General features: G+C 64.9%; 13 protein-coding genes. 3 read left to right on the forward strand and 10 right to left on the reverse strand.

The window, feature by feature from the left end:
• Positions 1-206: 206 nt before the first annotated feature.
• From ABEA06_RS04835 to ABEA06_RS04865, 7 genes are all read right to left on the reverse strand, one after another.
• Positions 207-1157: an ABC transporter substrate-binding protein gene (locus ABEA06_RS04835; RefSeq protein WP_345310760.1), complete on the reverse strand. Its 951-nt coding sequence runs from the start codon at positions 1155-1157 to the stop codon at positions 207-209.
• Positions 1154-1831, reverse strand: coding sequence for an ABC transporter permease (locus ABEA06_RS04840; RefSeq protein ID WP_345310761.1), 678 nt, complete (start codon positions 1829-1831; stop codon positions 1154-1156). The genes ABEA06_RS04835 and ABEA06_RS04840 overlap by 4 nt, the downstream gene beginning before the upstream one ends.
• Entirely contained in the window at positions 1828-2610 is a 783-nt protein-coding gene (locus ABEA06_RS04845; RefSeq protein WP_345310762.1) for an ABC transporter permease, read from the reverse strand. Before ABEA06_RS04845 ends, ABEA06_RS04840 begins: the two co-directional genes overlap by 4 nt.
• Positions 2607-3839 carry an ABC transporter ATP-binding protein gene (locus ABEA06_RS04850; protein WP_345310763.1) on the reverse strand — a complete coding sequence of 411 codons (1233 nt, stop codon included), beginning with the start codon at positions 3837-3839 and terminating at the stop codon, positions 2607-2609. The genes ABEA06_RS04845 and ABEA06_RS04850 overlap by 4 nt, the downstream gene beginning before the upstream one ends.
• A 65-nt stretch (positions 3840-3904) precedes the next feature.
• On the reverse strand, positions 3905-4558 hold the full coding sequence (locus tag ABEA06_RS04855; protein WP_345310764.1) for a DUF421 domain-containing protein: 654 nt from the start codon (positions 4556-4558) through the stop codon (positions 3905-3907).
• A gap of 19 nt (positions 4559-4577) precedes the next feature.
• Positions 4578-6416, reverse strand: a complete 1839-nt coding sequence (locus tag ABEA06_RS04860; RefSeq protein WP_345310786.1) for an ABC transporter ATP-binding protein — start codon at positions 6414-6416, stop codon at positions 4578-4580.
• A 106-nt stretch (positions 6417-6522) separates the two neighbouring features.
• The gene (locus tag ABEA06_RS04865) at positions 6523-7008 is read right to left on the reverse strand and encodes a MarR family winged helix-turn-helix transcriptional regulator (protein WP_303383014.1); all 486 of its coding nucleotides are present in this window, start codon (positions 7006-7008) and stop codon (positions 6523-6525) included.
• 92 nt (positions 7009-7100) lie between these two features.
• Between ABEA06_RS04865 and ABEA06_RS04870 the strand changes: the two genes are divergently transcribed.
• Positions 7101-7958, forward strand: coding sequence for a dioxygenase family protein (locus ABEA06_RS04870; protein WP_345310765.1), 858 nt, complete (start codon positions 7101-7103; stop codon positions 7956-7958).
• A gap of 33 nt (positions 7959-7991) precedes the next feature.
• On the opposite strand, the gene ABEA06_RS04875 is transcribed toward ABEA06_RS04870, so the two are convergent.
• Positions 7992-9242 (reverse strand): CynX/NimT family MFS transporter, encoded by a 1251-nt coding sequence (locus tag ABEA06_RS04875; protein ID WP_345310766.1) that lies wholly within the window; start codon positions 9240-9242, stop codon positions 7992-7994.
• 45 nt (positions 9243-9287) lie between these two features.
• Here ABEA06_RS04875 and ABEA06_RS04880 point away from each other — a divergent pair, with 45 nt between their 5' ends.
• Positions 9288-9992, forward strand: a complete 705-nt coding sequence (locus tag ABEA06_RS04880; protein WP_345310767.1) for a hypothetical protein — start codon at positions 9288-9290, stop codon at positions 9990-9992.
• A gap of 96 nt (positions 9993-10088) precedes the next feature.
• On the opposite strand, the gene ABEA06_RS04885 is transcribed toward ABEA06_RS04880, so the two are convergent.
• Positions 10089-10511: a hypothetical protein gene (locus ABEA06_RS04885; protein WP_345310768.1), complete on the reverse strand. Its 423-nt coding sequence runs from the start codon at positions 10509-10511 to the stop codon at positions 10089-10091.
• Between the two features lie 126 nt (positions 10512-10637).
• Between ABEA06_RS04885 and ABEA06_RS04890 the strand changes: the two genes are divergently transcribed.
• A complete protein-coding gene (locus tag ABEA06_RS04890; protein ID WP_303383019.1) occupies positions 10638-11468 on the forward strand; it encodes an aldo/keto reductase in 831 nt (276 codons plus the stop codon).
• A gap of 143 nt (positions 11469-11611) precedes the next feature.
• Here ABEA06_RS04890 and ABEA06_RS04895 read toward each other — a convergent pair whose 3' ends face one another.
• Positions 11612-11749 (reverse strand): DapH/DapD/GlmU-related protein, encoded by a 138-nt coding sequence (locus ABEA06_RS04895; protein ID WP_425559495.1) that lies wholly within the window; start codon positions 11747-11749, stop codon positions 11612-11614.
• Positions 11750-11801: the final 52 nt, after the last annotated feature.

Below are 11801 nucleotides of genomic sequence, written 5' to 3' on the forward strand. Positions count from 1 at the left end.
CATGTTGGTTAGTGCCCTAACAAGGTGGCGCGTACGTGTCGCGCTCCGTGGCCCGCCGGTTACTGCACAGGTTGTGCACAGAGTTGTCCACAGGTGTGGAAAACGCGGCGTGTCGAATGAAAATTGACCTGCTCGAATGACGCATTCGAGCAGGTCAATCCCGTTTTGTCAGAGTTTCCACTAACTGTGGACAACCCCTGTGGACACTAGGACTGGTAGCCGTTCTCCGTCAACCATTCAGCGGCAGCATCGGCCGGGTTCATTTGCTGTTCACCGCTGACCTTCCTGTTCAGGTCGATCAGATCCTGCGTGGTCAGTTTGCCCGAGAACTCGTTCAGGGCGTCCTGGGCCTCCTGCGGCAGGCGGTCCGGGGCGGTCAGCGGCAGGACCTGCTGCGCAATGAAGTTGTTCTTGGGATCCTCCAGTACCACCAGGTTCTCGTCCTCGACGGCCGGGGTGGTCGTGAAGATATTGGCCACCTGCACATCACCGCTGGTGAGAGCTTGCACGGTCAGGGGGCCGGAGCCGTCATTGATGGGCTCGAAGGACTTGAAGGTGCAGTTGTACTTCTCCTCCAGGCCTTTCACACCGTAAGCGCGTTCCTGGAACTCGGGCGGGCCGGCCATGATGAACTCACCACACACCGGGGCCATGTCCTCGATGGACGTCAAAGAGTGCTCATCCGCGGTGGCCTGGGTAACCACCAGGGAGTCCTTGTTCTCGGCGTCAGAAGCCTCCAACACGGACAGCCCCTCGGCTTCCAGCGCGCCCGGAAGCGCGCTCATGATGTCCTGAGCGGAAGACTGGGTGGCCTCGGGGTCCGCGAAGAGCAACAGGTTGCCGGAGTAGTCGGGAACCACATCCACCGAGCCGTCCTTGATCGCCCCGGTGTAGGCCTCGCGAGCGCCGATGCCCGCTTTGGTCTCCACCGTGAGACCCGCATCCCTGAGCACGCCCGCGTAGAGTTCCGCAACCACCTGGGACTCGGGGAAGTCCGCCGAGCCCACGGTGACGGTCCCCGAGGACCCGCCCGAAGCGGCGTCGTCCCCGGAATCGTCGAGCGGATCGGAACCACCGCCGCACGCGGTGAGCACCAGCGCCAGTGCGAAGAGCCCGGCCAGCCACGCGCCCGCGCGCCGGAAAAGGGAAATATTCATGAGCGTTCTCCTGCCAATCTAAGCCCCGGCGAGGTCACCAGGCGTTGAATCAGAGCCAAAATCCCGTCCGCGGCGAGCGCGAGCACCGCCACGAGCACCACGGAGGCCAGCATGCGTGAGTAGTCGCGCACGGCCAGCCCGTCAATCAAGTATCGACCCAGGCCACCCAGGTTGATGTAGGCCACAATGGTCACGGTGGCGAGCACCTGCAGCGCCGCGTTACGGATGCCACCCAGGATCACGGGCAGCGCCACGGGGATCTCCACGCGGGTGAGCGTCTGCCGTTCGGTCATGCCCATGGCACGGGCGCCGTCCACGAGCGCGGGCGATACCGAGGCCACACCCGAATACGTACCGGACAGGATGGGTGGGATCGCCAGCAGCACGAGCGCCAAAATGGGCGGCAGGAGACCCAGCCCCATGAGCAGGGTGAACAGGGTCAGCAGGCCCAGCGTGGGCAGTGATCGCAGCGCGCCGGTAATGCCGACCACCACACCGCTGCCGCGTCCGGTGTGTCCCACCCACAGGCCCAGCGGCACGGCGATGATCAGTGCAATCGCCATGGTGAGCGCGGTGTAGCCCAGGTGTTCAAGCATGCGTTGCGGGATACCGGCGGCGCCGGTCCAGTTCATGGGATCGGTGAGAAATGCCAGGGCCTGATCGATCAGGTTCATGCCTTCGCACCTCCGGATTCGACGGCGGCGATGGAACGGGCGTGCTGGGAGTCCTCGTCCCGGGTCTCGTTGTCGTGGCCCGTGAGGGAGCGCTTGCCGGTGCCGCCACCGCGCCCCTTGCGACCCCCGTTTCCGGTGCTGACCTGACCGGCACGGCGCCACCGCGTCAGCACATGGCCGATCAGGCGCAGCAGTTGGTCCAACACCACTGCCAGGATCACGGTGGCCACAATGCCCACCAGGATTTCGGACATGATGGAGCGCCGCAGGCCATCCGTGAACAATGTGCCCAGGGACTGGATACCGATCACGGCACCCACGGAGACCATGGAAATATTGGACACCGTGGCCACGCGCAGCCCCGCGATCAGCACGGGCACCGCCAGGGGAAGTTCCACACCGAAGAATCGGCGCACCGGTTTGTACCCCATGGCGGTTGCGGCCTGCAGGATGTCCTTGTCCACGGCCTCGAACGCGTCCACGCACGAGCGCACCAGAATGGCGATCACGTACAGGGTCAGCGCCACGATCACGTTGATCAGCGAGGTCATTTGCGTGCCCAGGATCAGGGGCAGCACCACGAACAGCGTGAGCGAAGGGATCGTGTACAGCAGCGACGATCCGGTCACGAACAACGGCCGCAACCACGTACTGCCGGCGGCCAACCGGGCCAGGGGAACCGAGATCAGCAGCCCCACCACCACGGGAAGCACCGATTGCAGCAGGTGGGTGCCCGTGAGTTCGAAGACCATGGACCAGTTGTTCGACAGCCAGTTCACGGCCGCTCCCGCCGGTCGGAGCGCTCGTTGCGTTGCTCCTCAATGGCGCGCATGATTTCGTCGCCGCGTAAAACCCCGGCCACGGAACCATCCTGGTGAACGGCCACGGCCTGCCCGGACGGCGAGGACAGTGCGGCGTCCAGGGCGGTACGCAGCGAATCGCCGGCGCGCCACAGGGTGCCGCCCACGCGCAGTTGCTCGCGCGGGGCCGGGTTGCCGGCACCGTCCACGGGCAGCCAGCCCAGCGGCGCGTTGCGTTCGTTGACCAGCAGGATCCAGCCCTGCGACGACGCCGCTCCCGCGCCGATCCCGGCGCCCGCGTGCGTGGCGTCGTGGGCGCCGTCGTCGGTAACGCCGGTGGTGCCGTCTGCCTGCCAGGGAGCGGTGTCGCCGCGAGCGGAGTCGACCAGCGAGCGCTGGCCGGTGTCCGCGTTGAGCACCGTGACGGGGTGAACCGCCACCGGGGCGCGGTCGAAGGTCAGGGACCGGAAGCCACGGTCGCGGCCGATGAAATCCGCCACGAAGTCGTTGGCGGGCGCGCGCAGCAGTTCTTCCGGGGTGGCGTATTGGGCCAGCTTGCCGCCGCGGGCGAACACGGCCACGCGGTTGCCCAGGGTGATGGCCTCGTCGATGTCGTGGGTGACGAACACGATGGTGCGGTGCAGTCGCTGCTGCAGGTCCAGGAGTTCGCGCTGCAGGTCCTGCCGCACCACGGGGTCCACGGCGGAGAAGGGCTCATCCATGAGCAGGATGGGCGGATCGGCCGCGAGCGCTCGGGCCACGCCCACGCGCTGTTGCTGGCCGCCGGACAGTTGCGCCGGGTAGCGGGTGGCCAGCGACTCGTCCAAGCCCACGGAGCCGAGAAGTTTACGAGCGTTGGTGCGTGCGGTGGACTTGGACACCCCGTTCAGCCGGGGAACGGTGGCGATGTTGTCCTCCACCGTGCGATGGGGCATGAGCCCGGACTGCTGCATCACGTAGCCCATGGAACGGCGCAGTTGCGCGGCGGGAACGTCTGCCACATTGCGGCCGTTAATTTCCACCGTGCCGGAGGTGGGTTCCACCATGCGGTTGAGCATGCGCAGAGAAGTGGTTTTGCCGCAGCCGGAGGGGCCCACGAACACGGTGAGTGAGCCGGTGGGGATCTCCAGATCCAAGTGGTCCACAGCGGTGGTCCCGTTGGAGTACACCTTGCTCACGCCTGAATAGCGAATGGCCGTTTCGGTCATGCCCTGAAGTCCCTTCCGTGGCGTGCTTTTATCCTATCCACGGAAATCATCAGTACTCCGTTATGTCACGGTGTTGTCCCGCGGTTAATTTTGCGGCCTGTTCTCATGCGCGTGTTGGCATGCGTTTCGTCATCGTCAGTTTTGCGCTCAGCCAAGAATTCGGCCGGGATGCGGTCCGCACCGGCGACGTTCGTGAGCAACTGCGGGTCAATGGGAACCCCGCGGCGCAGCACACTGATGCCGCCCCCGGGTTCCTGAAGGACGCACGCGATCTCTTGGTACGAACGGATGCCCGCTTTGCGCAATGCGCCGTTCAACTCCCCCGGGGTGATGTGCGAGCGCTTGAGCGTTTTGTGTTGAATCTGCGGCCCGATCATGAGCAACCGCGCCGGGCTGTTCATGAACCTCTGCACCCGCAACGACGAACGCAATTGTCCGAACCCGGCCTCCAGGATGAACAGTGTGGCAAGGCCCAGGATGCCGCTGGTCAGGGTGGGCGGGTGACCCAGGATCACGCGGCCGGCCACCGAACCGAGCATGATCGTAATGACCACGTCAAAGGTGGACATGGCCGTGAGCACGCGCTGCCCGAAGATCCGCACGAACAGCAGGAACGCCAGGTAGATCCCCACCGCGGACAGCACCACGGCAAGTGCGTGGGCTCCGGTGATCCCCAGCTCTTCGAACAGCTGGTCGGGTAGCGAGGCGCTCATGGGCATGACCACAGATTAGGCCCGCTCACTCGGCCGTGGAGAACTGCGTTTCATACAGTTCCGCGTACCGCCCGTTGACCTCGAGCAATTGCCGGTGCGTGCCGCGCTCCACGATCCGGCCGGCCTCGATCACCAAAATCTGGTCTGCCTGCCGGATGGTCGAAAGTCGGTGGGCAATCACGATGGCCGTGCGGCCAATCATTGCTTCGCTCAGGGCGGCCTGCACGTGGGCCTCGTTGGTGGAATCCAGCGCGGAGGTGGCCTCGTCCAGGATGACCACGCGCGGTTGGGCAAGCAGCAGCCGGGCAATGGTCAGGCGTTGCCGCTCACCGCCGGAGAGTCGGTAGCCGCGTTCTCCCACCACGGTGTCCAGTCCGTCCGGGAGGGACTCGATCACGTGCTTCATGCGGGCGCGGTCCAGCGCGTGCCACAGTTCCTCGTCGGTGGACTCCGGACGGGCCAGGGCCAAGTTTGCGCGGATGGTGTCGTGGAACAAGTGCCCGTCCTGCATGACCATGCCCACGGTGTCCCGCAGGGATTCGAAGGTGGTTTCGCGGACGTCCTGGCCGCCCAGTCGTACGGCGCCGGTGTCGACGTCGTACAAGCGCGCCACCAGCTGGGCGATCGTGGATTTACCCGCGCCCGAGGACCCCACCAGGGCCACGGTGTGACCGGGCTGGGCATTGAAGGAGATCCCGTGCAGCACTTCCTCACCGCCGCGCGAGTCGAGGACAGCGACGTCCTCCAGGGAGGCCAGCGAAACCTGGTCGGCCGAGGGGTAGGCGAAGTGAACACCGTCGAATTCCACGGACGCGGGGCCGGGAGCAATGGGGCGAGCATCGGGAGCCTCGCGGATCAGGGGTTTGATGTCCAACACCTCGAACACACGTTCAAAGCTCACCACGGCACTCATGATGTCCATGTGCGCATTGGCCAACATGGTCAAAGGCGTATACAGCCTGGTCAACAGCATGCCCAGGGTGACCACGGCGCCGGCGTCCAGATGACCCAGGATCGCCTGGGCACCGCCCACCCCGTACACCAGCGCGAGCGCCAGAGCCGAGACCAGGGTCAACGCGGTGACGAACGTGGTTTGCAGCATGGTGGTGCGAATGCCGATATTGCGCACGCTTGCCGCGCGTTCGGCGAACTGTCGGGACTCACTGGAGGGGTCGCCGTAGAGCTTGACCAGCGTGGCACCGCCCGCGGCGAAACGCTCGGTCATCCGGATGGACATTTGCGCGTTGTACTGCGCGGATTGCCGTTGCAGACCGGCCAGCCGACCGCCCATGGCGCGGGCGGGAATCAAGAAGATGGGGAGCAGCAGCAGCGACAAGCCCGTGACCTGCCACGAAATGGTCACCATGACACCCACGGTGAGCGCCAGCGACACCACGTTGGACACCACGCCGGACAGGGTGCCGGCAAAGGCGCGCTGTGCGCCGATCACGTCGGTGTTGAGTCGGGAGACCAATGCGCCCGTGCGGGTTCGGGTGAAGAAGGCCAGCGGCATGGTCTGCACATGGTCGTACACGGTGGTGCGCAGGTCGTAAATCAAACCTTCGCCCACGCGCGAGGACAACAGTCGGTTGAGCACGGACAGACCGGCATCCAGCAGTGCCACAATGGCGATCCCCACGGCCAGCCACACCACGGCCGAAATATCCTGCCCGCCGGTAATGGCATTGACCACGCGCCCCGCGAGGACCGGCGTCACCACGCCGAGGATTGCCAGCACCACGGAGACCACGATGAACAGCGCAATGGTCTTACGATGCGGGCGCGCAAAGGTGAGGATGCGCTTGATGGTGGCGCCACTGATCCTGCGCCCCTTGTACTCCTGGCCCTTGACGGTGCCCATCATGACCCGGTGCGGACTGCTGTTCATGCTCACCCCGCCACTCTAGACCCGCAGGAGAGAGCCCGGAGTAGCTCTACCGGCGGCGGTCAGCGGCGCATGGGCCCGTGCATCAGGCGATCGAGCGCAAACCCGTTGCCACGTCCTCGGCCGGCCCACGGTTGAGCGCCCGGCCGATCTCCACGAGTTGCCCCACCTGCTCGGAGCTCAGCCGGTCGAAAACGATCTCTCGCACATGACGCACGTGAGCGGGCGCGGCCTGCTGGATGCGCTCGATTCCCGCGTCGGTGATTTCGGCAATGACCACGCGGCGATCATCGAGGCGACCTTCACGGGTAACCAGACCGGCCTTTTCCATGCGCGCCACGATGCGTGAGAGCCGCGACTGGGACGTGTTGGTGGCTGCCGCGAGTTCGGACATGCGGTGCCGATGGTCGGACGCTTCGGAGAGCATTGCCAAAACCAGGTATTCCGCCAAAGACATATCTTCCTCGCTGCGCAGCTGTGTTTCCACGGCACCGGGCAGCCGGAACATGATCGACACGAGCGCCAGCCATGCTTCGCGCTCATCCTCGGACAACCATTCTGTATCGCTCATACCCTCGATTCTAGGTGGAATATATTGACGCGACAAATATTGTCCTCTAGAGTTACTTGCAACAGAAACTATTTTGGGAGGAAGTAACCGTCATGAACATGACCGTTCTCGACCGTCATGAGATCTCATCGGTCCCCCGCTCCGCCGCGCAACCGCGCTGGCGGGACGGCGACGCACCGTTGCCCTCCATTTACCTGAGCCACGGCTACCCGGGGCTGCTCGATGACGCGCTCTGGCTCTCCGAGCTTTTCGAGTGGGCCCTGACCATGCCTAAGCCGCGCGGTGTGGTCGTGGTGTCCGCGCACTGGGAGAACGCCCCCACCTCCATCACTTCGCCCACCGCACACACCCCTTTGGTCTACGATTTCGGCGGGTTCGAGCAGCGCTTTTACGAACTCACCTACCCCACCCCGGACGCTTCAACCCTGGGCGCGCGGATTGCCGCAATGATGCCGAACAACGAGTCCCTGCACATCGACCACAACCGCGGCTTGGACCACGGCGCCTGGGTTCCGCTGCGCGCGATGTACCCGTTGGCAGATGTCCCCGCGCTGCAGGTCTCGATGCCCACCCACTCCCCCGAGCGCCTCATGGACCTGGGCCGCCACCTGCGCCAGTTGCGTCACGAGGGTTACCTGGTGATTGGTTCCGGATTCATGACGCACGGCATGCCGTCGCGTCAGCTGCTATTGGGAACCACGGTCGAGCCCGAGTCCTGGTCTGTGGACTTCGATGCGTGGGCCGCCCAGTTGCTCGCCGACGGCGATGTGGCCGGCCTGTCCCGCTTCCGCACCGACGCCCCGGGCATGCCGCACGCCCACCCCACCGTGGAGCACTTCACGCCCCTGTTCATTACCCTGGGCGCGGCGGACAATCCCGAGGGTTCAGTGAAGACCACGGTCGAGGGCTACAAGCTCGGCTTGTCCAAGCGCTCGTTCCAGCTGGCCTAGCTGATCACCGTTCGACGACGCCGCTCGCCCGCCCTACGCGGGCAGCGTGCGGTTGCGTCCGGCGAGCGCTACGAACACACCCTGGGCGATGATCACCCCGAGAATCGTGAGCAGCGGAATGGTCCAGGTTCCCGTGGCATCACGCAGCACGCCGATCATGACCGGACCCAGCGCGGCCAGCAGGTAGCCGATGCTCTGCGCCATGGACGACAGTCCGGCCGCCTGGTGATAATCCACGGTCCGCAGCCCGAACAGCGCCATGGCCAGCACGATGGCCCCGCCGGTGCAGAAGCCGATGAACAGCGCCCACAGCAGCGACAGTCCGGGCATGGTCAGTAGTCCGATCACACCGATCACGGCCGAGCTGGTGAACAGGATGCCCAGCCCGGACTGGCTGCGGGTCCTGGGGATCATGGCTGCCGTGAAGAGGGTGCCCACCAGCCCGCACGCCTGGAACGCGAAGTGGTACCACCCGGCCTCCACCGCACTCGCACCGTTGAACACCTGCACCGCTGGAAGCCAGGTGACCATTGTGTAGTACACGGTGGACTGCAGCCCCATGTACGCGGTGACCTGCCAGGCCAGCGCGGAGCCCAAGGGGAGTTTGGCGTGGCGGCGAGCGGGCGGCGTCGTCCGTAATGCGCCGTGTTCGTCGCGCAGGTCGGGACGGCCGGGCAGCTCTTTGGTGAGTTTGCGCCGACCCAGGATCCACGGCAGGAACACGGCCAGGCCGATGATCGCCGTGCCGGCCCAGATCCCCAACGCGAAGCGCCAGCCTGAGGGCGCCACCTGCGCAATGGGGACCACCACGCCGGAGGCGAGCGCGGCCGTGAGTGCGGTGACCGACTGGTACACACCGGTCATGGGCCCGATCTTGTGCGGCCAATCGCGTTTGATCAGCGCGGGGATCAACACGTTCATCACCGCAATGGCGGCCCCCAGCAGCACGGTGCCGATCCAGATGAAACCGGGCCCGGGCGTGGAGCGAATGACAATGCCCAGCGCCAATACGGCGAGCGCCAGACCCAGCACACGTTCCAACCCGAGACTCTCGGCAAGCCGCGGCGCGAACGGCGAAATCACGGCGAACGCAATGAGCGGCAGGCTCACGAGCAGCGACGCCTCGAAGCCGGTCAACCCGCCCTGTTGTTCAATCTCCGGGAGCAGGGGGCCCACCGCGGTAATACCGGCGCGCAGGTTCGCGCCCAGCAACAACACCCCCACCAGCAGCAAACCGGCACGGTGGCCGCGGTTGACCCGGGGTTGAGCGGGACGCTCGGGCATGGCTGGACCACCTTTCTAGGACGTCATGCCACCATAATGGGAACCATGGATTCCATGGACACCTGGCCCACCCCCGTTACCGTTGACGACCGGGGTTTCGACCTCAAAGCCATGCAGCAGCTACGACGCAGCCCGTCCGCGACGCCCGCCGACGTCGCTCCCAATCCCGACGCCGTTGCGCCCGGTACCAGCGCGGCGACTGCCGCGGCGCCCGCCGCACCGGCCAAGGTGGGCACCCGTGAGAAGCTCGCCAATTCCATGATTCTGGTGATCCCGCTGGTGTCGGCGCTGGCCATCGTGCTGTGCTGGATGCGTTACGCGGACAGCAACAACGGCCTGTGGTTGGGGGCGATTGCCGTGATCCTGGTACTGGCCGCGATCACGTGGATCTCCAGCGTAAAGAAGGCCTTCGCCCGCGCACAGGGCCACCTGGCCACCCGTTTGCCCGGAGTGATCGGCTACGGCGTGGGCATCATTCGCGAGGTGGATGTGGAGTCCCCCTTTGACGAGAACGGCGTCTCGGACACCGTCGCCGCTCACCTGGTGCTGTCCGTGAACCCGGTGCAGGGCCCCAACTTTCAAGCGCCGGTGGATGCCGTGTACAACACCTCGGACTCCGAGAAACTCACCGTGGGCGCACACGGGCCGGTGCGCTACCTGCGTTCCGATCCCGAGAACACCGTGAGCATCGAAACTCGCCTTAACGATGCGCGGATCCGCCAGATCTATCAGGGTGCGGCAATGAACTGACCGTCTCACGAGTACATCGTGGACATGCGAACGGCCTCTTACCGGAAGGTGAGAGGCCGTTTTCGCGGCGACGCAGCGGCGTCGTCGGGGGAAGAGCTACTTGACCTGGTGCGAGTCCTGGGTGCCGGGGGCGGCGGGGCGCGAACCCGACTTGTTGGCCAGGTTGGCGCGCAGCGAGGAGGAGCCCATGCGCTTGGACGGCTTCTCGTCCGTGATGGGAGCCGCGGACTTCGTCTCGGAGGGGGCGGGCACGGTCTCCTGCTGTTCGGTGTCCGTGTCAGGGTCGATCACCACGCGCGTGTTGTTTTCCACCGAGGAACGCTTGAACTCGCGGGGAGCGCGAGGGGTGTCGTTAACTGAGGTGACCGAGACGGCCATGACGTTGAGCACGATGCCCAGAATCACGAAAATCCACGCCGCCACGGGCATGGAACCGAGCTCGAACAGCAGACCGATCACCACCAGCGCAATGGAGGTGATGTACGCGGGAGTCTTGACACGGTGGAAGTTGAACTTCATACCTCTATTTCATCATGACTGGCTGACATGCGCCTGACGGCGGTGACTTCACTCATAACTTAACTGCTTGTCAGGGCCGCGCGAACAGGAGTTCACTGGTACAAGTTTCCCTACGAAAGGATTTTCATGCCTCGCAATGCAACCTTGACCCTCAACGACGGCAACGTCATTCCCCAGTTCGGCTACGGCGTGTGGCAGGTCGACCCGGACGTCGCTGAAGAAGTGGTCACCAAGGCCCTCGAGATCGGGTACCGCCACATCGACACCGCCAAGATCTACGGAAATGAAGAAGGTGTGGGCCGCGCCATCGCGAAGAGCGGCATTGCCCGCGAGGACCTGTTCATCACCACCAAGCTGTGGAACGACGACCAGGGTTACGACTCCGCGCTGAAGGCCATCGACGGTTCCCTGGAACGTCTGGGCCTGGACTACGTGGACCTGTACCTCATTCACTGGTCGCAGCCGAAGAAGGGTAAGTACTTGGAGACCTGGAAGGCATTCCAGGAGATCAAGGCATCGGGCAAGGCCCGGTCCATCGGCATCTCGAACTTCGGTGAGGAAGCCTTCCAGGACATCATCGACACCGGTGACATTCCCGCCGCGCACCAGATCGAGTTGCACCCCTACTTCAACCAGAAGGCCATGCGCGATTTGGATGCGAAGTACGACATCGTGACCGAGGCCTGGTCCCCGCTGGGTCAAGGCAAGGCCGACTTGCAGGACGAGACCATCGCCCAGATCGCCGAGGCTCACGACGCCACCCCGGCTCAGGTCATCATTGCGTGGCACCTGGCCATCGGCAACGTGGTGTTCCCCAAGTCCGTGACTCCCGAGCGCATCGAGGAGAACTGGGCCGCGCAGGATCTCACGCTCAGCTCCGAGGAGATCGCCCTGATCGACGGTCTCACCCGCGAGGACGGCCGCATCGGTTCCGCCCCGGAGGACTTCAACGACTGATCGCTAGTGCTTCTAGTGAACGGCCCCGGTCCCAGCAATGGGACCGGGGCCGTTTGCGAGATTCCTCTACCGGTGACGTCGGAACCCAGCCATTTATGTGTCTCTGACATCTGTGGCGCAGGTTCGCACGTGGACGCAGGGTGTCAACCTGCGCCCGAAATGTCACCGGCAGGGACATCCGCAGTCACGACGGCGCCCGCCCCGATCTTTGCCCCAGCGCCCACGGTAATGGGGCCGACTACCTTGGCGCCCGAGCCGATCAGTGCGCCGTCGCCGACAATCGCGTGGCGGCGGTGCCCTGACCCGCTGGATCCACGGCAGAAATGGCACGGG

Source organism: Kocuria gwangalliensis, from assembly GCF_039544365.1.
In the GTDB taxonomy this organism is placed as follows: Bacteria; Actinomycetota; Actinomycetes; order Actinomycetales; family Micrococcaceae; genus Kocuria; species Kocuria gwangalliensis.

Excerpts from the sequence above, each read along its gene's own strand:
- ABEA06_RS04835 (WP_345310760.1), bottom strand. The coding sequence starts at position 1,157 with ATGAATATTTCCCTTTTCCGGCGCGCGGGCGCGTGGCTGGCCGGGCTC.
- ABEA06_RS04870 (WP_345310765.1), top strand. The coding sequence starts at position 7,101 with ATGAACATGACCGTTCTCGACCGTCATGAGATCTCATCGGTCCCCCGC.
- ABEA06_RS04855 (WP_345310764.1), bottom strand. The coding sequence starts at position 4,558 with ATGCCCATGAGCGCCTCGCTACCCGACCAGCTGTTCGAAGAGCTGGGG.
- ABEA06_RS04875 (WP_345310766.1), bottom strand. The coding sequence starts at position 9,242 with ATGCCCGAGCGTCCCGCTCAACCCCGGGTCAACCGCGGCCACCGTGCC.
- ABEA06_RS04865 (WP_303383014.1), bottom strand. The coding sequence starts at position 7,008 with ATGAGCGATACAGAATGGTTGTCCGAGGATGAGCGCGAAGCATGGCTG.
- ABEA06_RS04850 (WP_345310763.1), bottom strand. The coding sequence starts at position 3,839 with ATGACCGAAACGGCCATTCGCTATTCAGGCGTGAGCAAGGTGTACTCC.
- ABEA06_RS04860 (WP_345310786.1), bottom strand. The coding sequence starts at position 6,416 with ATGATGGGCACCGTCAAGGGCCAGGAGTACAAGGGGCGCAGGATCAGT.
- ABEA06_RS04840 (WP_345310761.1), bottom strand. The coding sequence starts at position 1,831 with ATGAACCTGATCGATCAGGCCCTGGCATTTCTCACCGATCCCATGAAC.
- ABEA06_RS04885 (WP_345310768.1), bottom strand. The coding sequence starts at position 10,511 with ATGAAGTTCAACTTCCACCGTGTCAAGACTCCCGCGTACATCACCTCC.
- ABEA06_RS04880 (WP_345310767.1), top strand. The coding sequence starts at position 9,288 with ATGGATTCCATGGACACCTGGCCCACCCCCGTTACCGTTGACGACCGG.
- ABEA06_RS04890 (WP_303383019.1), top strand. The coding sequence starts at position 10,638 with ATGCCTCGCAATGCAACCTTGACCCTCAACGACGGCAACGTCATTCCC.